The organism is Collinsella aerofaciens (assembly GCF_015555045.1).
In the GTDB taxonomy this organism is placed as follows: domain Bacteria; phylum Actinomycetota; class Coriobacteriia; order Coriobacteriales; family Coriobacteriaceae; genus Collinsella; species Collinsella aerofaciens_W.
On sequence record NZ_JADNJQ010000012.1, the window covers coordinates 1 to 23,038 of the forward strand.

12 protein-coding genes and 1 pseudogene are annotated in these 23,038 nt (G+C 62.6%); 10 read left to right on the forward strand and 3 right to left on the reverse strand.

Features of this window, described 5'->3' with window-relative positions:
• Positions 1-450: 450 nt before the first annotated feature.
• The 3 genes from I2E45_RS05505 (at position 451) to I2E45_RS05515 (ending at position 3,785) form a co-directional block, all read left to right on the forward strand.
• Positions 451-1,167, forward strand: a complete 717-nt coding sequence (locus tag I2E45_RS05505) for a YoaK family protein (RefSeq protein WP_055285721.1) — start codon at positions 451-453, stop codon at positions 1,165-1,167.
• Between the two features lie 165 nt (positions 1,168-1,332).
• Positions 1,333-2,499: a lactaldehyde reductase gene (gene fucO / locus I2E45_RS05510; RefSeq protein WP_022094861.1), complete on the forward strand. Its 1,167-nt coding sequence runs from the start codon at positions 1,333-1,335 to the stop codon at positions 2,497-2,499.
• A gap of 266 nt (positions 2,500-2,765) precedes the next feature.
• Positions 2,766-3,785 carry a M42 family metallopeptidase gene (locus tag I2E45_RS05515; protein ID WP_195444893.1) on the forward strand — a complete coding sequence of 340 codons (1,020 nt, stop codon included), beginning with the start codon at positions 2,766-2,768 and terminating at the stop codon, positions 3,783-3,785.
• 136 nt (positions 3,786-3,921) lie between these two features.
• On the opposite strand, the pseudogene mnmA reads toward I2E45_RS05515, so the two are convergent.
• Both mnmA and cysK read right to left on the reverse strand, forming a co-directional pair.
• A pseudogene (gene mnmA, locus I2E45_RS05520) lies at positions 3,922-5,025 on the reverse strand (tRNA 2-thiouridine(34) synthase MnmA); the annotation flags it as partial.
• A 178-nt stretch (positions 5,026-5,203) separates the two neighbouring features.
• Positions 5,204-6,142, reverse strand: coding sequence for a cysteine synthase A (gene cysK, locus I2E45_RS05525; protein WP_138374806.1), 939 nt, complete (start codon positions 6,140-6,142; stop codon positions 5,204-5,206).
• Between the two features lie 253 nt (positions 6,143-6,395).
• Between cysK and I2E45_RS05530 the strand changes: the two genes are divergently transcribed.
• Entirely contained in the window at positions 6,396-6,824 is a 429-nt protein-coding gene (locus I2E45_RS05530) for an RrF2 family transcriptional regulator (RefSeq protein ID WP_022094857.1), read from the forward strand.
• A 138-nt stretch (positions 6,825-6,962) separates the two neighbouring features.
• Here the strand turns inward: I2E45_RS05530 and I2E45_RS05535 are convergent, their stop codons facing one another.
• Positions 6,963-7,328 carry a phage holin family protein gene (locus I2E45_RS05535; RefSeq protein WP_138112940.1) on the reverse strand — a complete coding sequence of 122 codons (366 nt, stop codon included), beginning with the start codon at positions 7,326-7,328 and terminating at the stop codon, positions 6,963-6,965.
• A gap of 324 nt (positions 7,329-7,652) precedes the next feature.
• On the opposite strand from I2E45_RS05535, the gene I2E45_RS05540 reads away from it, so the two are divergent.
• From I2E45_RS05540 to I2E45_RS05565, 6 genes are all read left to right on the forward strand, one after another.
• Entirely contained in the window at positions 7,653-7,952 is a 300-nt protein-coding gene (locus I2E45_RS05540; protein ID WP_006235366.1) for a YerC/YecD family TrpR-related protein, read from the forward strand.
• A 219-nt stretch (positions 7,953-8,171) separates the two neighbouring features.
• Positions 8,172-11,270, forward strand: a complete 3,099-nt coding sequence (locus I2E45_RS05545; RefSeq protein WP_195444826.1) for a PD-(D/E)XK nuclease family protein — start codon at positions 8,172-8,174, stop codon at positions 11,268-11,270.
• Positions 11,271-11,273: 3 nt separating this feature from the next.
• On the forward strand, positions 11,274-14,906 hold the full coding sequence (locus tag I2E45_RS05550) for a UvrD-helicase domain-containing protein (RefSeq protein WP_195444828.1): 3,633 nt from the start codon (positions 11,274-11,276) through the stop codon (positions 14,904-14,906).
• Positions 14,907-15,082: 176 nt separating this feature from the next.
• Positions 15,083-18,886, forward strand: coding sequence for a DNA polymerase III subunit alpha (gene dnaE, locus I2E45_RS05555; protein ID WP_195444830.1), 3,804 nt, complete (start codon positions 15,083-15,085; stop codon positions 18,884-18,886).
• 157 nt (positions 18,887-19,043) lie between these two features.
• Positions 19,044-22,508 carry a DEAD/DEAH box helicase gene (locus tag I2E45_RS05560; protein WP_195444832.1) on the forward strand — a complete coding sequence of 1,155 codons (3,465 nt, stop codon included), beginning with the start codon at positions 19,044-19,046 and terminating at the stop codon, positions 22,506-22,508.
• Between the two features lie 165 nt (positions 22,509-22,673).
• Positions 22,674-23,036 (forward strand): desulfoferrodoxin family protein, encoded by a 363-nt coding sequence (locus tag I2E45_RS05565; protein WP_195444834.1) that lies wholly within the window; start codon positions 22,674-22,676, stop codon positions 23,034-23,036.
• Positions 23,037-23,038 lie beyond the last annotated feature (2 nt).

Consider the following 23,038-nt stretch of genomic DNA (forward strand, 5'->3'; position numbering starts at 1 on the left):
GCCGGCCGTAAGCCGCGGAAGCGACACCCACATTACCCGGCCGTGGCCCGGTCCGGGCCCGGCACATCTCTATCAGTCGTTCCCCGCGGCCCCTCCCGCCCCGGCGGCAACACGTCCCGGGCCCTCTACGGGGCAGGGGCTGACGGCCGTCCGGGGCGGTCGGCCAGCGACCACCGGTACGGCTCAATCGTATAACCATGCAACGGAAAAGAGCCGCCCTTTCGGACGACTCAAACTGTAATGGGGCTAAAAAGACTGGTGGAGTACATGGGCTGGCGGATCGGCGCGTCGATGCGGGTGCCGTACCCGCCGTTTGTTTCCAGACTGTGTATCTGCGCGTTGGGGAAGCCGTCTCGCGCGCACGCCATGTTGTCAATGGGTTACAGTATGAACGGCGGCTATGTTTCCGCCAACGCACGAGAGAGTCGTCAACAAGGAGGATGCACGACGATGCAGCGTGCCAAACAGATATCGGAGTCTATTGAGCTGGGCATCATCTTGGCGCTCGCCGGTGGCTTTATGGACGTGTATTCGTACATTGGGCGCGACCATGTTTTCGCCAACGCGCAGACAGGCAACATCCTGCTCGTGGGCGTGAGCATCTCGGAGGGCAACTGGGCACTTGCGGAGCGCTACTTCTTCCCTGTGGTGTCGTTTGCCGTGGGTATTATGCTTGCCGATCTGGTACACGAGCGGTTTGGCAGCGTGATTCACTGGCGTCAGGTGACGGTGTTCTTTGAAGCCGTCATCTTGCTGGGCGTGAGCTTTATCCCGGGCGGCAATTTCAACCTGCTCGCCAACTGCCTCACCTCGTTTGCCTGCGGCATGCAGGTCGAGAGCTTCCGCAAGATCCACGGTCACGGCATCGCTACGACCATGTGCATCGGCAACTTGCGCAACGCGCTGCAAAACGTGGACGATTACATCATCACCCACAGGCGCGGCTTTTTGGAAAACGGCCTGCTGTACTTTGGCGTGATCTTTACCTTTGTGTTTGGCGCCGTGTTGGGCAACTGGTGTATTGAGCGCATGGGCCTGCACGCCATCGTCGTGGCGAGCTTGCTGCTGTTTGTTGCGTTTGCCATCATGTTCATCGACCGTGAGCGCGACTTGCGCTTACGCTGGAAGGTTGCGGCCGAGGCTTGGAAAGAGGGCTGTCGAAAGTAACCGAATGCGGCAAAGGGGCTGTCCCTTTGCCGCAATATTTTTCATCACCTGTTGAAACGCTTTAACAAATTTGACGTTCTCACGCGTTTTTTGTTTCAAAAGCGTTAGGATGGGACTCATAGCGTGGGGCGTAATGGGTGCCCCGCACACGATGGGAGGCTATCAATGGCTAATCGTTTCGTTCTCAACACCATTTCTTATCATGGTTCCGGCGCCATCAAGGAGATCCCCGGCGAGCTCCAGCGTCGCGGCTACAAGAAGATCTTCGTCTGCTCCGACCCCGATCTGGTCAAGTTCGGCGTTACCGCTAAGGTGACCGACGAGCTCGACGCTGCCGGCATCGCTTGGAGCCTCTACTCCGAGATCAAGCCCAACCCCACTATCCAGAACGTCAAGGACGGCGTCGAGGCCTTCAAGGCCGCCGAGGCTGACGCTATCGTGACCATCGGTGGCGGCTCCTCCATGGACACCGCTAAGGCCATTGGCATCATCATCAACAACCCCGAGTTCGCCGATGTCCGCAGCCTCGAGGGCGTTGCTCCCACTAAGAACCACGCCGTGTTCACCATCGCTGTGCCGACGACCGCCGGTACCGCTGCCGAGGTGACCATCAACTACGTCATCACCGACCCCGAGAAGGTCCGCAAGTTCGTGTGCGTCGACACCAACGACGCCCCCGAGGTCGCCGTCGTCGACCCCGACATGATGGCTTCCATGCCCGCCGGCCTGACCGCCTCCACCGGCATGGACGCTCTGACCCACGCCATCGAGGGCTATACCACCAAGGGCGCTTGGGAGCTCTCCGACATGTTCCACTTTGAGGCCATCAAGCTGATCAGCGAGAACCTACGCGACTCCGTTGCCGAGGCCAAGTCCGGCCAGCCCGGCTCCGGCCGCGAGGGCATGGCCCTTGGCCAGTATGTCGCCGGCATGGGCTTCTCCAATGTTGGCCTGGGCATCGACCACGCCATGGCTCACACCCTGTCCGCTCACTACGACACCCCGCACGGCGTCGCTTGCGCCATGCTGCTGCCGATCGCCATGGAGTTCAACAAGCCGGTTTGCGCCGAGCGTCTGGCCAAGGTTGCCGTCGCCATGGGCGTTGACACCACGGGCATGAGCACCGACGAGGCTGCCGACGCCGCTATCGCCGCCGTCAAGCAGCTTTCCGCCGACGTGAATATCCCGCACGTCTGCGAGGCCATGAAGGCTGACGAGATCGAGGTCCTGGCCAAGGACGCCATGGCCGACGCTTGTTTCCCGGGTAACCCGCGCGAGGCGACGCTCGACGACGTCATCGAGCTCTTCAAGAAGATCTGCCCGGCTGCCTAACTTGGTTCGGCGGGCCCCTGCCCGTTAGCCCCACAATCGTCCTCGGACATGTCGGAAGCCCCCGCTGCGCACTTCGTGCGGCGGGGGCTTCCTCCGTCCTGCGGAAAGATTGTGGGGCAAACGGGCAGGGGCCCGACGGCTCGTTATCGTGGCGGGCGCAGTTCTGAAGAGCTCGATGGGTCATCTCGCTAGGTAAAAAGATGGTTCGCGGTGGTATTGTTGCTGTGGGTTTAATTCGATACGAAAGGGTGACTTTGGTGTCCAAGATGGATTCTACGCTCTCCTATATTACTGACCAGTTGAAGGCGCTTACCTCGATTGCTTCGCCTACGGGCTATACCCGTGCGGCGACTGATTATCTGATGGAAACGTTGCGCGATATGGGCTTTGGGCCCGAGCGTTCTAACAAGGGCAATGTGCTCGTTGAGCTTGGTGGTGAGGGTGAGCCGCTCGTACTGGCGAGCCATGTCGATACCCTGGGCGCCATGGTGCGCTCCATTAAGGACAATGGCCGCCTGCGTCCCACGACGCTTGGTGGGCACCAGTGGTCTACGGCCGATGGCGAGAACTGCACCGTCTACACGCGTGGCGGCAATGTGTACACGGGCGTGGTTCTCAATACCGAGCCTTCGGCGCATGTGGCCGATGAGCCGGTCAAGACCATCGAGAAGAACATGGAAATCCTGCTCGACGAGAACGTTGACAGCAAGGACGATGTGCTCGAGCTGGGTATTCAAACCGGCGACATCATCGCTATGGATCCGCGCACCACGGTAACGGAGAGCGGCTTCATCAAGAGTCGCTTCCTTGACGACAAGCTGTCCGCGTCGATTCTGCTGGGTTTGGCCTGCGCTGTCGCCGACGGCGAGGTGACCCTTTCGCGCAAGGTTTCGCTGCTCTTTACGGTGTACGAGGAGGTCGGCCACGGCGGTGCCTTTGTGCCGGCCGACACGCGCGAGATGATCAGCGTGGACATGGGCTGCGTGGGCGACGACCTGGGCTGCACCGAGCGCATGGTTTCGATTTGCGCTAAGGATTCGGGCGGTCCGTACAACTACGACCTGGTAACCACGCTGTCCAACATCGCGCGCGAGCTGGAGCTCGATTACGCCATCGATGTGTACCCGCACTATGGCTCCGACGTCGAGGCCACGCTCTCGGCCGGCTACGACATTCGCCATGGTCTGATCGGCCCCGGCGTGTACGCGAGCCACAACTACGAGCGCAGCCACATCGACGGCGTGCGCAATACCTACGAGCTGGTTCGCGCCTACGTTCAGCGCTAACGATGCAGCGGCCTCGGCTGATACAGTAGTACCGACTGAGGCCGTCCTCTCTAAGTTGCGGTGAAATAGGGACTGTTTGGCGGTTTTAAACGTTTAAACAGTCCCTATTTCACCGCAACTTATGAAGGGGATGGGACTACTTGATGGCGGCAGTCACGGTGCCGCCGCCGAGGACGATGTCGCCGCGATAGACGACGACGGCTTGGCCGGGGGCGATGGCTCGCTGCGGCTCGTCAAAGGTCAGCAGCATTTGCCTGTCTTCGTCACGCGTAAGGGTCGCTGCCTGGTCTTTCTGACGGTAGCGGTATTTGGCACCTACGCGAATGCCGCCGGCGTCGAGCTCCGCCTCCATACGCTCTGCCGGAGCGCTCCAGATCCAGTCGTTTGCCGTGAGCGCTGTGGCCGCCAGGTCCTCGGCCTCGCCCAGATGCACGGTGTTGCTGGCGGCATCGACGCCCGTCACATACACGGGATGCGCCATCGCGACGCCCAGGCCCTTGCGCTGGCCGATGGTGTAGCGCAGCGCGCCGTTGTGGTGCCCGACCACGCTGCCGTCGCGCCACACAATGTCGCCCGGTGCAGCGGCATGTCCGCAGCGGCGCTCGATATAGCCTGCGTAGTCACCGTCCGCGATAAAGCAGATGTCCTCGCTTTCGGCCTTCTGGGCGTTGGTAAAGCCCTGCTCGGCGGCTATGCGGCGCACGTCGCGCTCTTTGTCCAGGCCAGCCAGCGGAAAGATCGTGTGCGCCAGGCGCTCCTGCGTAAGTGAATACAAAAAGTAGCTTTGGTCCTTTTTGGGGTCCTCGCCGCGATGTAGCTGCCAGGTGCCGTCTGCCGCCTGGCTTGTTTTGGCGTAATGTCCCGTTGCGATGTAGTCGCAGCCCATGTCCAGCGCCGCATCGAGCAGTGCGCCAAACTTAATGTGGCGGTTGCAGATAATGCACGGGTTGGGCGTCAGCCCCTCCTGGTAGGCGTTCACAAAGCGCTCGATAACACTGCGGTCGAAGGTCTGCTGCAGGTCGAGCACATGATGGGGTATCCCCAGACGCTCGGCGACCGCCTTCGCGTCGGCGATGTCGCGGCCGACCTTACTCATGCCCGTGGCGGGGTCGGGTGCGGGGCAGGTGAGGCGCATGGTGGCACCGACGCATTCGTAGCCCTGGCTTTTGAGCAGGTACGCGGTCACGCTGGAATCGACGCCGCCGCTCATGGCGACGAGCACGCGCTTGTTGTGCATGGGGAGGTTCTCCTTGGTGGCATGTGGCCAAAAAAGAAAAGCGGCGCGGGAGGCTGGTTCCGCGCCGCAGACATTGTAGCAAGTTCGGGCGTCGTGTGGGACACCCTAACGAGATGGGCTCAGGCGGCCAGAAGAGAGGGTAGACCGGCGTGCCTTGGGCCTATCGACAAGTGACGGGCCCTTAGTCCTGGAAGAGCGCCGTGGACAGGTAGCGCTCGCCGGTGTCGGCAAGCAGGGCCACGATGGTCTTGCCCTCGTTCTCGGGGCGCTTGGCCAGTTGCAGTGCGGCCCACACGGCGGCACCGGACGAAATGCCCACGAGCACGCCCTCCTTGTGGCCCACGGCGCGGCCGGTGGCAAAGGCGTCGTCGTTCTCGACGGGGATGATCTCGTCGTAGACCTGGGTGTCGAGGACGTCGGGCACAAAGCCGGCACCGATGCCCTGGATCTTGTGCGGGCCGGCCTGGCCCTTAGAGAGCACCGGTGAGGTGGCGGGCTCAACGGCGACGACCTGAATCTCGGGGTTCTGCTCCTTGAGGAATTCGCCCACGCCGGTCACGGTACCGCCGGTGCCAACGCCGGCGACGAAAATGTCGACCTGGCCGTCGGTGTCGTCCCAGATCTCGGGGCCGGTCGTGGCCTTGTGAATGGCCGGGTTGGCGGGGTTCACAAACTGGCCGGCGATGATGCTGTTGGGAGTCTCCTTCTGCAGCTCCTCGGCCTTGGCGATAGCGCCCTTCATGCCCTTGGAGCCGTCGGTGAGCACGAGCTGCGCACCGTATGCTTGCATCAGCTTGCGGCGCTCGACGGACATGGTCTCGGGCATGGTGATGATCACCTTGTAGCCGCGGGCGGCCGCCACCGAGGCGATGCCGACGCCGGTGTTGCCGCTCGTGGGCTCGATGATGGTGTAGTCGCCGCCGCGCACGAGCTTGCCGGCCTTCTCGGCCTCGTCAATCATGTTCTTGGCGACGCGGTCTTTAACGGATCCGGCGGGGTTGAAGTATTCCAGTTTGACGAGCACGCGAGCCTTGAGGTCCTCGTCGGCCTCAAAGTGGGTGAGCTCCAGAAGCGGGGTGTGGCCGATAAGCTGATCGATGGACGTGTAAACCTTGCTCATGGTGAACCTCCAAAGTGTTCAAGTTGCTGGTTGCCGTATGGTTTTACGGCGTGTCTAGCAGCCAAACCCATAAACCTTATAGGTTGTTCGTTTTGCTGTTGGCAAGCATAGTAGACAGTAAAGCCTAGTAACGCAATAGGAAATAGAAGATTATTACGAGTCGATTAACCATCTTGACCGGAACGGGTATTTTCAAAACCAATTTTTCGGCTAGAATTTCTACGGACTAAATGACCGAAAGGCAGCACTATATATGTTGGTTTCTACTAAGGGCAGATATGCCCTGCGCGTTATGGTCGATCTGGCCGAGCACCAGGCGGCCGGTCGCATCCCGCTCAAAGAGATCGCGGCGCGACAGGGGATTTCCGAGAAATATCTCGAGAACATCTTGGCTACGCTCGTACGTGCCAACATGCTCTCGGGTATGCGTGGCAAGGGCGGCGGCTACGTGCTCACGCGCCCGCCCGAGCAGTACACGGTGGGCGAGATCTTGCGTCTGACCGAGGGCAGCCTAGCACCGGTCGCATGCCTGGACGGCGACTGCAAGGGCTGTTCGCGTTCGGACGAGTGCCCCACGCTCGACGTGTGGAAGAACCTGGACAAGCTCATCAACGACTACCTCGACGGTGTGACGCTCGATCAACTTGTCGCTCCCAACCATGGCTACGACTATGTCATCTAACCCACACCTGCATTTGGGGACGGGGTAGAAATGGTAGATTCTCTCGTCCTTTGAGACTTGACAAATAAGAAGGCCGCCCATTTTTTGCGATGGGCGGCCTTCGTTTTGGGTCGATATGACGGTTCGTATTGAACAGTTCTAGCCCTCGGCGATGCTGTCGAGAATGCTGCGCATGATGGATACCAGGATGCTGCCCATAAAGGCCGATCCAAAGCCGGCAATGGAGATACCCGCGCCCAGCAGATTGACCGACAGGTAGCTGGCCAGCTCGAGCATAAAGCTGTTGACTACGAGCTGAAAAATACCAAGCGTGATAATAGTGAGCGGCAGCGAGATGACCGTCAGGAACGGCTTGACGAGCGAGTCGACGATGTTGAGGAACAGTCCCACGAAGGCAAAGCAGACCCAAGCCTCGGCAAAGCCGAAGGGTTGGATACCGGGGACGAGGAACGTGGCGATCGCGATGGCGATCGAGGTGAAGAGCCAGTTAAGCATAAAGCGCATGGCGTGAATCCTTTCTTGCGCCGGGGTTGCTGGCGTCGCGTGAAGCGGCTTGCGGCGGCGACTTGGATGGTTGCGCGGGCGCGCCGCGGTGTTTGGGCGCCCATTGTCTCAAATATTCGTGGAGCTTACGTGCGCATTCGGTTTCTAAACGGCGTTCGTCCTGAAAAACGTGCCGCTGGCAGAGAGTCTTGTCGCTTTAGTTTGGTGGTGTGCTACACTGCTACGGGCAAATAGCCCATGCATAGTTTTATTGCATATTACGGGCGAACGATGCCCGATGTCAGTATCAACTTCGATGCCTTATGGCGGGTTTGGCGGTGATCGATGAATATCGAGAACATGTTTGACAAGCCTGATGTCAAGCAGCTGGTCCACGCATTTAGCCTTTTGGATGACGAGAACGATATCCAGGCGTTTTTAACCGATATCTGCACGCCGCGCGAGATTTGCGATCTTTCTCAGCGCCTGCAGGTCGCGCGCTATCTGGATGAGGGCGAGCCCTATGTTGAGGTTCAGGCCCGCACCGGCGCTTCGTCCACCACGGTGAGCCGCGTGTCCAAGGCGCTCAACGGCGAGTACGGTGGCTATCGCAAGATCCTCATCAAACTGGAGGATGGCGAGTAGGCCAGCGGCAAAAATAAATTGCGCAGAACCGTCCCTTCGGGGGCGGTTTTTTGATCCCTCGGGGACGGGGGAAACGGATCACCGGGTTAGACTGACCCCCTCGTTGATCCGTTTTCCTCCGTCCCCAAGGGATCAAATCTGTTGGCGTGGGGCAAATCTGTCCGCGTGGGCGGGTAGGATGGATGCATTGATTATTGCGAACGGTTTGAGTGGAGGACCATGCCTGTTCGAATCTATACCACCAATACCGGTACGGACTTGAGCGATGCCGAGGCGGCGTTGCTCGCCGACCTGGTTGCCCGCCACGGGCGTGCTGTATTGCTGGCGCCCTCGTTTGCCGAGCTCGACGTGTGCCGTCACGATGCTGCGGTTGCTGGCGCCTCGCTGGGCGTTGACTACAAAACCCCAGCGTCGTGGCTCCGCTCGCTGTGGGAGCTTATGGGCGATGGCCGCAGCTTCGTCGACAACATGCAGCGCCAGATGCTGTTCTCGGACATGATCGCCCGTCGCGACGATGCCGACCTGCAGCCGCTTTCGCGCAGTCAGGGTACGGTGCGCATGCTCGCGCGCATGGCCCGCGATGTGCTGTCGGGCGTAGCGGGAACGACGGCCGAGCGATGCCGTGCCAACAATTGCCGGCCCGATCCCAAGAGCGACGCCGAGGCTCGCGTGTTTGAGCTGTTGAGTGCCTATGCGAGCGGCTTGGACCGTCGAGGCATGGTCGAGTCCTGCGAGGCTGCTGACCTTATGGCCGACGCTTTGGCCGACAGCCTACCGGCGTGCGCCCGCGCGGTATGTGTGCGCGGCGTCACGTCGTTTACGCACGGCCTGCTCGAGTTGCTGTCCGCCGTGGCAAACAACGGGGGAGAGGTCGTTGTGCTGCTTGCCCGCGAGCAGGCGGCAATGCGCGAGGACCTGGCTGCTGCCTTTGATGCCCGCGGTGTGCTGTTTGAGGCCGCGCCGCTGGGGGAGGGTGCCGCCGCGCCCCAGACTGCCTTCAAGTCCGCCGCTCAGCCTGCCTTTATAGAGGTTGCCGGCCCTCACGCCCATGCCCACGCCTATGTGGATGCAATCGATGAGCTGGTAAAAACGTGTGAGGACGTCGCGGTCGACGGCGGTGCCACGGCGTCCGCGGACGCCGTGCGCGTGCTCGTGGTGTCTGTCCGGGCGCCCCAGCTGTTCGGTGAACTCGCTGCCCGTTTGGCGGCGCGTCACATTGCTGCTGAGACAATCGAGTTCACGGCGTTTTCCCAATCCATCGCGGGCAGGCAGTTCACGGCGCTCGCCAATCTGATCGAGCGCATGAAGGCCGCCGACGAGGGCACCGCCTCCAAGACCGAGTGGTGGCCCGCGCCGGAGCTTACCGACTGGATTTACAGTCCGCTTTCGGGTGCCGACGCCGCCAGCGCGCGCACCTTCGACAAGAACATGCGCCTGTCGCGCGGCAAGACCGCCATGGCCGTCAAAAGCCTGCTGCAGAGCGTGCAGGGCCAGGTCAGGGGCACGCGCAAGGCCGCCAGCGATGAGAACTGGTTTAAGAACGTGCCGTGCGTGGTCTCGGACGTGTTCCAAGCGCTGTGGCGCGACAAACCCGTGACGGCGCTCAAGGCAATGCTCGCCGTCGCCGAGGCGTTGCCCGATCGCGCCCTTGGAGGCTTTGACGGTCAGGCTCGTCGCCAGGCGGAGACCGCCCTACTGCGACATGCCATCGACATCCTTATGAACGACGCCCGCGCGCTCGACGTGTCGCAGGCCGCGACCGTGCCCGTGCTCGACGGCGTTCGTACCAAGGTGGACAAGCGCAGCGCCGCATACGATTACGAGACCTACGAGGTCGACCGCACGCCGCGCGCCCAGGTGCGCTTTGCGTCGCTTGCCGATGCGGCAGCCCTGCGCCCCGCCAGCTACGATGCCGTGCTGTTTGCCGACGTCGACCTGGACAGTTATCCGCTCTCACATGAGGAGGGCCCGCTGGCCACGCTGACGGCAGAGCTGGGGCGCAGCGGCGTGACGCTTGAGCCCGCGGCCCTGCTGCGTGTGCGCTTTGGCCGCGCGATGCAGGCCGCGCGCGGTCCGGTTGCGCTTGCCCGCGTGACGCACGATCGCCAGGCACGCGAGTGCTACCCGGCTGCCGTGTGGACCGAGCTGCGGGCGCACGCCGAGGCTGCCGGCGCCGCCCAGGTGACATGCGTGGGCGAGGGCGGTATCGTCGCCGATTTTGATCCAGCGGCCGGCGAGGGCATCGAGTGCAAGCGCGTCGCGTGCGAGGCTCCTCAGCATTTGAGTGAGGCGGCTGTGCCGTACCTGGTCCTGCGCCGCCGCGATGGCGAGGACGAGAACGCGCCGCTCGTGCCGCGCCTGACGTCCGCCTCGCAGATTGAGGCGTACTCGACATGCCCGCTGTGCTGGTTCGTGTCGTATCGCGTGAAGCCCCAGTCCATCGACGCGGGCTTTGGCAACATGGAGAAGGGCAACTTTGTCCACGACGTGCTGGAGCACCTGCATGCCCGCCTGCCCCAGGAGGGCATGGAACGCGTGACGCCCGAGAATCTGCCACGCGCTCAGGAGCTGCTGCGCGAGGTCTTTGACGAGACGTTGGCCGAGCACGCCGGCAAGCGAGGCACGGAGGGCCCGCTGGTGCCGCTTTCTGCGGTGGAGGAGCGCCAGGTGGCCGAGATTTTGCCGCAGCTGGAGGGCGTGCTTGCCTACGAGTCCGAGGCACTTGCCCCCTTTGCCCCGCGCTACCTGGAGTTCGCCTTCAACGAGCTCAAGGTCGAGTATGCCGGTTGGCCGCTTGGCGGGCGCATCGACCGCGTGGACGTGGACGCCGAGAATCGTGCCGTGGTGATCGACTACAAGCATCGCACGGGCGTTGAGGAGTTTAAGCTCGCCGACCCCACGGTGCGCGACGAGGAATCGGGTACGGCGCCCATCGACGATCCGCGCTGGTTGCCGCCCCATACCCAAACGCTCATCTACGCGCAGGCCATGCGCCGGGCGCTGGATTTGGACACCCGCGCGGCGCTCTACTTTTCGACCAAGGGCGGCAAGCCGGCGCTGCGAGGCGCCGCGAGTGCCGAGCTGCTCGAGGAAGAGCGCGGCGACGGTCGCATCCCGGGCCTCAAGAAGGGCTTTCCGGGCGAGGGCGGCAGCATGGACTTCGACGCCCTGCTCGATCGTGTGGAGGCCGGCATCGCCGAGCGCCTGCGCGAGCTCGAGGCGGGCAACGTTGCCGCCGTCGACCCGATGTCGGCTCAGGCCGCGCATGCGCGCTGCTCGTATAACCACGAAGGAACGTTTGTAAGGAGGGACGTGTAGACCATGGATCTTTCGACTTTGATGCCGCAACAGCTGCGGATCGTCAAAACGCTCGACCGTCCGCTGTTTGTCTCGGCGGGCGCCGGTTCGGGCAAGACCTTTACCCTTACGCGCCGCATCGTCTACGCGCTCTCGCCCGAGTCTGGTCCGTTCGTTGAGCATCTGGACCAGGTGCTCGCCATTACCTTTACCAAAGATGCCGCGGCCGAGATCCGTGACCGCGTGCACCGCGCGCTCATCGACGAGGGCATGGACGAGGAGGCTCTGACCGTCGACGATGCGTGGATCTCGACCATTCACGGCATGTGTTCGCGCATCCTGCGCGCGCATGCGCTGGAGCTGGGCATCGACCCCGAGTTCACGGTGCTCACCGATACCGACGAGCTTATGGACCAGGCTGTTGAGCATGTGCTGGCCCGCGCGACGGCGCCCGATGCCGCCCCCGAGCTCGCGGCATCGCTCAAGGCCCTCTACGCCTGGTATCCCATGGCGGGCGAGGGCGGCCCCTTTGGCGCCGGCACCACCATCAAGGGCCTGGTGCGCGAGCTGCTGGAGCTCTCGAGCCAGCTGCCGGGCGGTATGGACGACGTGCGCGTGGCGCGCGGCCAGGCCGATACCTCGGCACTTGCCGATGCCTATCGCGCGGCGCTGGGCGTAAGCAAGGCCGCGACCGAGAAGGCACAGATGGCGCTCGATGCCATCGATGCATTCGAGGCCAGCGGCAAGACCATGGCCGATGCGGCGCGACTCATGATGTCGTGCACCATGCCGCGCGCGAGCAAGGCATTCCCTAAGGAGCAGGTCGAGCTGCTCAAGGCCGAGGCCGCCGATGCATTTATCAATATCGTGCTGGCCTGCGGTGGTCCCGCGCTCGATGCACTGGTGGGCTTGGCCCGCTCTGTAGAGGCCGAGTATCGCGTACTGAAGGCTGCCCAGTCCGCCCTCGACAACAACGACTTGCTGCGTATGGCCTACGAGGCCCTGCGCGATTACCCAGCCATCCGAGCGGCATACGAGGGCCGCTTTAAGATGGTCATGATCGACGAGTTCCAGGATACCGACCAGATGCAGGTCGACCTGATCCGTTACCTGACCGGCGCGGGGGAGCGTGCGCTGTGTACCGTGGGCGATGCGCAGCAGTCGATCTATCGCTTCCGCGGCGCTGAGGTCGAGGTGTTCCGTCGCCAGGAGCGCAAGGTGGGCTCGTCTGCCGCGCCCGAGGCGACTGCCGTGACTGACGCCCCCGCCGGCGAGCTCGTCAAGCTCGTGCGCAACTTCCGCAGCCATGACGAGGTGTTGCGTTACGTGGCACGCGTCTTCGACGGCGATGACGGCGGCCTGATGCAGGGCTTTTTGGACCTTGAGGCGAGCGACGGCCGCAAGGACACGCTGGTGGCAGACGCCTCGCGTCGCCAGGCCCTCTTTGTTGCCGGCGGCAGCACGCAGGAGCGCACACAGGCCAAGGCCCGTGCGATCGCCGAGCGATTCCGCGCGCTTGCCGATGCCGGCCAGCCCCAGGGCGGCATGGTGCTGCTGCTGGGCCGCATGACCAACGCAGACGTCTACGCACAGGCCTTCCGCGACCAGGGGCTCGACTGTGTTATCGCAGGCGGCTCGGTCTTTGCGCAGGCTGCCGAGGTGCAGACGGTGCGCGCCCTGGTTTGTGCGCTCGCCAATCCGGCCGATACGGCGCAGGGCCTTATGCCGCTGCTCGCCTCGCCGATGTTTGCGCTGGGCGCCCAGGAGTTTTTGGCGCTGGCGACCAAGCTCGATAGCGAGACGGGGGAGACCTCGCGCCGGAATATCGACGTGGGCATCATGAGCGATTCCGATGTGCCGGGTTTGCAAGACTTGCCGCTCGTGACGCGCGCCCGCGAGGTGCTGCGGTATGCGCTTCGTCGCGTGGGCCGCGATTCGTTCGCCGCCATCGCACGCGACGTGGTCAACGCTTCGGGCTGGTTCGTGCGTCTGGCGCAGCGTGGCCCCGAGGGCAAGGCCATTGCCGCCAACGTGCTCAAGGCGCTCGACGCTGTGGCCGAGGCGGAGGCCGAGTTCGGCAACTCGCCGCGTTCCATCGCGCTTGCCTTCGATCGCTTCCTAGCGGGCAAGGAAGCCCCGGGTGCCCTCAACGAGGAGGGCGACGGCGCGGTGCGCATCATGACGGTGCATGCCTCCAAGGGTCTGGAATATCCGGTCGTGGCGGTCGCCGAGTGCTTTGGCGTGCGTAAGTCCTCGGGTGCGGCACAGATGGGTCGCGTCGAGGGCGGAGCGCAGGTCGTGGCGCTGCCGGCACGCTTCGACGGCGTTAAGCTCGCCGACGGAACCTTTGTGAAGGGCGACGACGTTAAAAAGCAGTTTGAGCATGCGTTTAAGGGCAAGGGCACGTCGCTGTGGCTGCCGCCGGAGCTCATGGAGGACGTCTGCGCGACGGGTTCTCCCGCCGAGGCATTTGCTCGCCTGCGCAACGACGACCTGCAGCTTTCGCTCGAAGAGCGGGCTCGTTTGCTCTATGTCGCCATGACGCGTGCGCGCGAGCTGGTGATCTTGGCGATGGATGCCGGCGTGAGCCGTGGCAAGGTGACGGCGCCGACCTTCGACGTCGAGACCGATCTGACCTATGACGTGCTGCGCCGTATTTTGCCGACCGACGCTCTGGACATGCCGCAGCTCGATGCCGACCGCCTGGTGTTCGACAACTCCCGGCCGGGCGACTACGAGCTCATTTCGCTTGCGAACTTTATCTTTGGCGAGCAGGCGTTTGAGGCCAACGCTTCGCTGGATGCCGAGGGCAGGCTTGTTCGCGGCGATGTCGATACAGATACTGCCGACGATTCGGCCAGTACAATCGTCCCCGGTCCTGCCGACCTCGATCCCGATGCGTTTGAGCTCGTGTATCCCCAGGCGGCGGGCGTGCGCATGGGCACCTGCCCGTATCCGGAGCGCGATTCGTACAGCTACTCGTCAATTGCCGCGGCACTCCATGCCGAGACGGAAGACCGTGCCGCCGAGGCTCGTGTTCCCATGGACGAGTCCGGCGATGATGCAGAGTCGGATGGCTCGGAGATGACGGATGCAGACGTGGCCGCTGTCGAGCCCGCCGGCAATCCCATGGCGCTGGGCTCGGCCTTCCACGCCGCCTGCCAGTGGCTCATCGAGATGGGTGCCGATGCGTTGCCCGCCGCGCGTGCCGATGCGCTGGCACGCTTGTGGCGCCTGACGCCGGAGCAGCGCGAACGCTTCGACGTTGCTCTGGACCGCTGGCTCAAGTCGGCTGTTCGTGCCGATCTGCTCGCGTGGCCGTGCGTTCGCGCCGAGGTGCCGTTCTTTTCGCTGGGCTGCGAGGACGAGGACATCGCTCGCTACGGTGCCTATGCCGAGGGCGCCATCGATGCACTGGCCACCGACCCGGCCGATCCGTCACGCGCCCTGGTCATTGATTACAAGACGGGTGGCACGCAGGATGAGACGCCGGAACAGCTGCTCGAGAAGCACGCCCTGCAGGCGCGCGTCTACGCCGACGTGTTGCACAAGGCGGGCGTTGAGGCGGTGACGGTCAAGTTCGTTCGCGTGGAGCAGGCGAATCCAGCCATCTTCGTCGAACCCGCCGAGCCCCAAGTAGTCACCTACAATCTCTAGCCCTCAGATAACTTGCGGTGGAATAGTTCCTGTATTGCGGTCCAGGTGGCCCAAGCGGGAACTATTCCACCGCAACTGCAAGAGGAGCCGTGTTGGTTTGGCTAGGTTCGGGTGCCGTCCGCGCCGTGCGGTAAAATCGTTCAGTCAGAACACGAACCCGCATCGGAGCTCATCACATGGCATTCGTCCATCTGCACAATCACACTGTTTTCTCCATGCTCGACGGCGCAACCCGTATCCAGGATATGGTCAACCGCGCCGTAGAGCTGGGCATGCCCGCCGTGGCCATTACCGACCACGGCTACATGTATGGCGTGCCCGACCTGGCGCTGGCCTGCGACGCCGTCAATCACAACACGCCCGAGTACAAAACCTGGAGCCACGACAAGGCCTTCTTGGAAAAGGACCGCCGCGACGAGCTGGTGGAGCCCGACCCCGAGGCAAACCCGCGCGAGCATGCCCAGTACGTCAAAGACATGGCCATGTGGGACGAGAAGGGCAACATCGACGAGCTCAAACCGCCCCTGGTCATCAAGCCCATCTTTGGCTGCGAGGTCTACTTTACGCCGGACGAGACCCTTGCCCGCGACCACAAGCCCGAGCTCTACCATATGATCCTCCTGGCCAAAGACCAGGAAGGCTACGTCAACCTGATGCAAACGGTCTCCGAGGCCGCCGTGCAGGGCTTTTACTACAAGCCGCGCGTGACGCTCGACAACCTGCGCCGCCATGCCAAGGGCATGATCTGCACGAGCGCCTGTATCGCGGGCATCATCCCCAAATACATCGACCGCGGCGACATGGAAGGCGCCATCAAGTGGGCCGAGACCTTCCGCGACACCTTCGACCCCGGCGACTTTTACATCGAGATCCAGGAACACGGCATCACCACCGACAACGGCCTGACCGACGAGCAGATGGACCGCACGCTCATCGATATCGCCAAGCAGGTGGGCGTCAAGGTCATCGCCACCAACGACTTCCACTACCTGCGCCGCGAGGACGCGCCCGTGCAGGATGTCATCATGTGTATTGGCATGAACGCCAAGGTCGATGACCCCAACCGCATGCGCATGACCGGCTCGGAGTTTTACATGAAGACCGAGGAGGAGATGCGGGCGATGTTCCCGTATTGCCCCGAGGCCTGCGACAACACGCTCGAGATTGCCGACAAGTGCTACGTCGAGCTGGACTGGGACTCTATCATCCTGCCGCGCTTCCCGCTGCTCGATCCCGGCGAGACGCACGAGAGCCAGTTCCGCCGCGAGTGCGAGAAGGGCCTGCGCCAGCACTATGGTGACGACTGGGCCACGCGCGAGATCGGTGGCGTCAACATCAAAGAGCGCTTTGAGTACGAATACAAGGTCATCTGCGACAAGGGCTTTGCCGCCTACTTTTTGATTGTTGCCGAGTACGTGCAATGGGCCAAGGACAACGGCATCGGCGTCGGCCCCGGCCGTGGTTCGGCCGCCGGCGCTATCGTCGCCTACGCCATGAACATCACTGCGTTCGACCCGCTCGAGAACGGCCTGATGTTCGAGAGGTTCCTGTCCCCGCAGCGTACCGAGATGCCCGATATCGATATGGACTTCGACGATGAGCGGCGCCTCGAGGTCGTGGAGCACGTTCGCCAGCTCTACGGCCCCGAGAAGGTCACCCACGTCATCACCTACTCGACCATCAAGGCCAAGCAGGCCATCAACGACGCCGCGCGCGTCCTGGACTACCCGGTCTACATGGGCCAGCGCCTGTCCAAGATGGTTTCGAGCGACCCCAAGGTCAAGCTCAAGCAGGTGCTCGACAAACAGCCCGGCAAAGAAGATCTGTTTAACCCCGATTTTGCCGAGGCCTATAAAAAGGACGACGACGCCCGCCGCATCATCGACACGGCGCTCTCGATCGAGGGCCTCACCCGTGGCGAGGGCGTGCACGCGTGCGCCGTTCTGATCTGCCGTGACCCCGTCAACGAGCACGTGCCCACCAAGCTCGATACCAAGGGCGGCGTCGAGATTACCCAGTACGAGGGCCATACCGTCGCCGACATGGGCCTGCTCAAGATGGACTTCTTGGGCCTGCGTACGCTGACGGTTATCTCCAAGGCCAAGGCCAACATCAAAAAGAACTTCGGCATCGACATCAAAGAGGAAGAGATTCCCTTTGACGACCCCGAGATCTTTAAGCTCATGGGCTCCGGCCACACCGCCGGCGTCTTCCAGGTCGAGTCCGCCGGCATGACGGCCACGATCAAGAACATGAAGCCCACCGAGTACAAGCATGTCGTAGCATTGATCGCCCTGTACCGCCCGGGCCCGCTGGGCGCCGGCATGGTTTCGTCCTACATCAACCGTATGAACGGCAAGGAGCCGGCTGTCTCCTACGACGACCGTCTGGACGACATCCTGGGCGAAACCTACGGCACCATGGTCTACCAGGAACAGGTTATGCTCATCTCCGTCGAGATGTGCGGCTTCTCCAAGGGCGAATCGGACTCGCGTATCCGTAAGCCCGTGGCTAAGAAAAAGATTAAGCTGCTCACGTCGACGGTGCTCCACTGGGAGGATGGCTCGGACGAGACCACTTACGACCACTGGATGAATGGCGCTATCAAGAACAACTACACGCGCGAGGTCGCCCAGAAGATTTGGGACGATGTTCTCGAGTTCGCATCTTACGCCTTTAACAAGTCGCACTCCGCCGGCTACGCCATCCTGGTTATGCAGACGGCATGGCTTAAGGCGCACTATCCGCACGAGTACATGGCGGCCGTTCTGACGTCCTACACGGGCAAGACCGACAAGATCGTTCACTACGTCTCGGCGTGCCGTCACGACGGCATCCCCGTGCTGTCGCCAGATGTTAACGAGTCCGGTACCGAGTTCACGGCTACCAAGGAAGGCGTGCGCTTTGGTTTGGCCGGCATTCGCGGCGTGGGCACCGGCGTGGCGCAGGCGATTATCGCCGAGCGCGAGGCGGGCGGCCCGTTTAAGACACTGCACGACTTTGTCGAGCGCGTGGACTCGAGCCAGGCCAACCGTCGCGTGATCGAATCGCTCATCAAGGCAGGTGCTTTCGACTCCACGGGGTATCCGCGTCGCCAGATGATGCACTTCGTGGACAAGAACAACCCCGAGAACATCATCGATGCAGCGGTAAAGCGCCAGAAAGATCGCGCGAGCGGCCAGACGTCGTTCTTCGATATGTTTGGCGACGTTGAGGGCTCGGGCTTTGAGGTGAGCGTGCCCGATCCGGATGGCCAGGAGTGGGACCGCCACCTTAAGTTGAGCCAGGAGAAGGAGGTTCTGGGCATCTATGTCTCGGACCACCCGCTGCGCCCGTTTGAGTATGCACTAGCCAAGGCACGCGACTTCTCGTTCTCGCAGATCGATACCGGCTACGAGGTGCAAAACCCCACGGGCGGTACCATCAACCAGGAGATTCCCGAGGGCAAGGCGCTGTGGTGGGCCGGCATGGTCTCGAGCGTGTCCAAGCGCGTGACCAAAAACGGCGACCCCATGGGTATTGTGCAGCTCGAGGACATGGAAGGCGAGGCCACGGTCGTGGTGTTCCCCAAGACCTACAAAGAGGCCGAGGGATACCTGTACGGCGAGGTCGATCCCGAGACCGGTGCGCAGCTGTCTGATGCGTTTGTTCGCATTAAGGGCAAGCTCGAGCGTTCGGACCGCGGCGACCAGATCATCGCGCAGGAGATCGTGCCGCTTGAGCTTAACGAGGAGAACAACAAGCCCAAGGTGTTTGAGGTCATGGTGCCCAACAGCCGCTTTAGCCAGGGCAATATGGCGCGTCTTGCCACGGTGCTTACCGCAAACCCGGGCGGCGACCGCGTGGAGATCTTTATCGAGCAGGTGGACGGGCGCGTACTGCGTGCCGAGGTGCCGGCCAAGGTCAACGCACGCTCGATTCCGCTGCTGGCAGAGGCAAAGGCGATTGTGGGTAACCAAGGCAGAGTGACGGTAATTTAAGGACGGCGTTGGCGGGGTAGCTAATTTGGGACGGGGCTATTTTAGCTACCCTTTGACTGACGGCGAATGAGTCGGGGTCGGAATGCATCTCAACCGACATATGGGGGTAGCTAAAATAGCCCCAAATTAGCTACCCTGGGTGCGATTGGAGGAAGTGATGGCGCAGGGGACGTTTGTGCAGGCGCTTCGTAAGGAAGCGGCGCTCAGCGGCACCTTTATGAAGGGGCGTTCGCTCATGCTCAACGGCGCCGTGCTGTCGTTTGAGGACTCCGGTTCGCGCTTTTCCAAGAACGTGACGATCGAGGGTACGGTGCGCGGTTCGCGCGGCGACCTGTACAAGACGCACGTGGCGCTCGACATGGACGAGCACGAGGTGATCGACTACGACTGCGATTGCCCCGCCGCCTATCGTTACCCCGGTATGTGCAAGCACGCTATTGCCACGGCTCTGGCATATTTGGATGCCAGCGGCGCCGAGCCCGTCGAAGGTTTGCGCACGCCGGTCCGCACGTTTACGGCGCAGCCGAAACAGCCCGCGCGCACCGCGCTCAAAGCGCCGGCCGTCAATCCCAACTTTCCCTTTCCGGCGCCCGTCCCCACGAGTCCCAGCCTCATGGCGGCGCTCTCCGATCTTTCGGACGCACGCATGGATGAGCTGGCGAGCATGCGCCGCAAGCTTGCCGGTGCCGTTGATCCCGACGCTCCCAAAGCGGCGTTGGAGCCTTCGTTGGTGCCGTACTACAATCCGCTGTTCGCCGACCGCTTTAGCTGGGCGCTCGAGTTCCGCATTCGCTGCGGTTCGGTGTCCTACGTGGTCAAGGATATCGACGGCATGGCCGACGCCTATGTCCGAGGCGGCACCTTCTCGTACGGCAAGAAGCTCACGTTTGTCCATACGCCCGAAGCCTTCGAAGACGTGTCGACAAAGCTGCTCAACCTTGTTGTGACGACAGTTGCCTATCTCGATGACATCACAAGCTCGCGTTCGGCATCGTACGACTTTGCCCGCAGCGGTTTTGTCGCCGAGCGTCAGTTGCCGGTATCCGAGCATAGCATCGTATATGTGCTGGACCTGCTGCGTGGCCAGACCATCTCCTTTGAGCCCGCCTGGTCGCGGGGGACGACGACGCATCGCACCTATGACGTGGCGGTTGAGATGCCTCCGGAAGGGGAGGACGAGGCTCTGTCTAAGCGCCCACCGCTCCTTGCCGCCAAAATCGCGCCGGCGGCTGGCGGCAGCTACGATCTACGCCTGCCGGCCGATGCATACTGCTTTGCTTCGGGCGACGTTGCCTATCTGGTCGACACCCGCCGTGCGCGCCGCGCCGATGTAGCGTTTGCCCAGCATGCGGCGCCGTTCCTATCGCGCTTACTGCCCTGTCGCACGCCGATCCATATCGCTGTCGACCAGGTGGGGGAGTTCTGTCGTATGGCGCTGCCCATTTTGCGCGACTACACCGACCTTACCGCGCCCGCCGTGCTCGACACCGTGGCGCCCGAGCCGAGCTTTGCCATGGCAATCGGTGTCGACGACGGGCTCGTGACCTGCAAGATTACGGTTTCCTACGGCGACTGGTCGGCAGATCTCTTTAGCCTGGGTGCTCCGGGAAGCCCCTTCGAAGAACAGCGCCCGGGCGTGCCGCCGCGCGACGAGATAACAGAGTTTCGCGTTATGGACACGGCGGCCCTGTATTTCGACTTTTACGAGGGCGGCCTGGCGTTTGAGGAGCGCGACGACGAGAGCCTGTTCTGCTTGCTGACCGAGGGCCTGTCTGCCCTGTCCGAGCTGGGCGAGGTCATGCTCAGCGACCGCCTACGCCAGATCTCGGTGCGCCCCGCGCCCAAGCTCTCGGTTCGCGCGACCGTCAAGAGAAATCTGCTCGACGTCGAACTGGGCGCGAGCGGTCTTTCGGCCGCGGACCTTGCCATCTACCTCGACTCGTACAAGCGTCACCAGACGTTTGCGCGTCTCACGTCGGGCGATATCGTTCGCCTGGACGAGGGCGCCCGAGCCGCATTTGGCCTCGCCGAGGATCTGGGGGTCGATGCTGTTGACCTGCTCGACGGCGTGTCGCTTCCCGCATCGAGCACCCTGTTCGTCGATAGCATGCTCGCGCGCACGCCCGCGCTCGAGGCCGATCGCGACGCTGCGTTCCGCCGTACCGTCGAGCGTCTGGACACGCTCGGCAAGACGGACTTTACGGTGCCGGCATCGCTCAAGGCAACGATGCGCGGCTACCAGGTCGACGGATACCAGTGGCTCGGGTCGCTCGAACACCTGGGCCTTGGTGGCATTTTGGCCGACGACATGGGTCTGGGCAAAACGCTCCAGATGATTGCGCATGTCCTGGCGCGCGTGGAGGCGGGGGACACCAAGCCCACGCTCGTGGTGTGCCCGGCCTCACTCGTGTACAACTGGACCGCCGAACTGGAGCGCTTTGCCCCGTCGCTCGATGTGTGCGCCATCGTGGGCGCCAAGGCGCAGCGTCGCGTGCAAATCGCCGGCGTGGTCGAGCATAACGTGGTCGTGACGTCGTATGACTTCATGCGCCGTGATATCGATGAGTACGCCGAGCAGGATTTTGCCCGCGTTGTGCTCGACGAGGCCCAGTACATTAAAAACCCGCTCACCCAGGTGGCGCGTGCTGCCAAGCGTCTGCCGGCCGGCGTGCGCTTTGCCTTGACGGGCACGCCCATCGAAAACCGCCTATCCGAGCTCTGGAGCATCTTCGACTTTTTGATGCCGGGCCTGCTTGGCACGCGCGAATCGTTCGCAAAGCGCTTCGAAAGCCCGGTCGAGCACGCCGAAGGTGACAGCGCCGCCCGCCTGCAGGCGCTTGTGTCGCCGTTTGTGCTGCGCCGTGTCAAAGAGGACGTGGTGGCCGATCTGCCCGAAAAGATCGAGGACACAGTCGTGGCTCAGCTCACCGGTGAGCAGCGCAAGCTTTACCTGGCAAATCAGGACCGCATCGCCCAGCAGGTGCAGCACCGCGAGGCCGGGGAGTTTAAGAAGGATAAGCTCAAGGTGCTCGCCGAGCTCACCAAGCTGCGCCAGATCTGCTGCGACCCGCGTCTGCACTACGAGGATTACAAGGCGGGAAGCGCCAAACTCGATACGTGCATGGAGCTCGTCCACGGCGCGCTCGACGGTGGCCATCGCATCTTGCTGTTCAGTCAGTTTACGGGCATGCTCGATATCATCGGTAAGCGCTTGGCCAAGGAGGATATCGCCTTCCTTAAGCTCACGGGCGCATCGTCTAAAGAGAGCCGCGCCAAGATGGTCGCGCAGTTCCAAGCGGGCGAGGTTCCGGTCTTTTTGATTTCGCTCAAGGCGGGCGGCGTGGGCCTTAACCTGACGGCGGCCGACGTGGTCATCCACTACGACCCGTGGTGGAACGTGGCGGCGCAGGACCAAGCGACTGACCGTGCACACCGTATTGGCCAGCAACATACCGTGACCGTGTACAAGCTCATCGCCAAGGACACGATCGAGGAGCGCATTATGCGGATGCAGGAGTCCAAGCGCGATCTGGTCAACAGCGTGCTCGGCGGCGACGGCATCTCGTCGGCACTGTTCACGCGCGAGGATGTCCTGGCGCTGCTCGGCGGCGACGGGCGCTAGCCGCGCGCGGGGTGGGACTGCTGGAGTGGGCAGGACGGTCGACGCATTTTGGCCTGACCGCTTGCCTGATCCGTTATGTGTTCATTTGCAATGCCGTGGATGGTTTGTCTGCCTTTGGGCATAAGAACAATCAAGAACATTGGCACATCAGCAAAGGAGAACATCATGGCGAAATTCTTTAAGGACCCCGACGGTAAGCTCATCGCCGCCCTCGGCGACGACGTTGCGACCCCTGCCGGTTGCACGGAACTGATCGCAAACACTGAGGACGCGGCGCACGAGAAGCACGTGCCTGTTGTCGAGACCGAGCGCGACGGTCACGTGATTCGCGCACGCGTTGGCTCGGTCGAGCACCCCAGCCTGCCCGAACACTACATTGAGTGGATTGCGCTTGAGGCCGAGGGCCGCTTAGAGGTTCATTACCTTGAGCCCGGCATGAAACCCGCGACGTTTTTCGCGGGCGGCTCCAAGACCGGTACCGTCTATGCCTACTGCAACCTGCACGGGCTGTGGTCCGCGACATTCTAGGA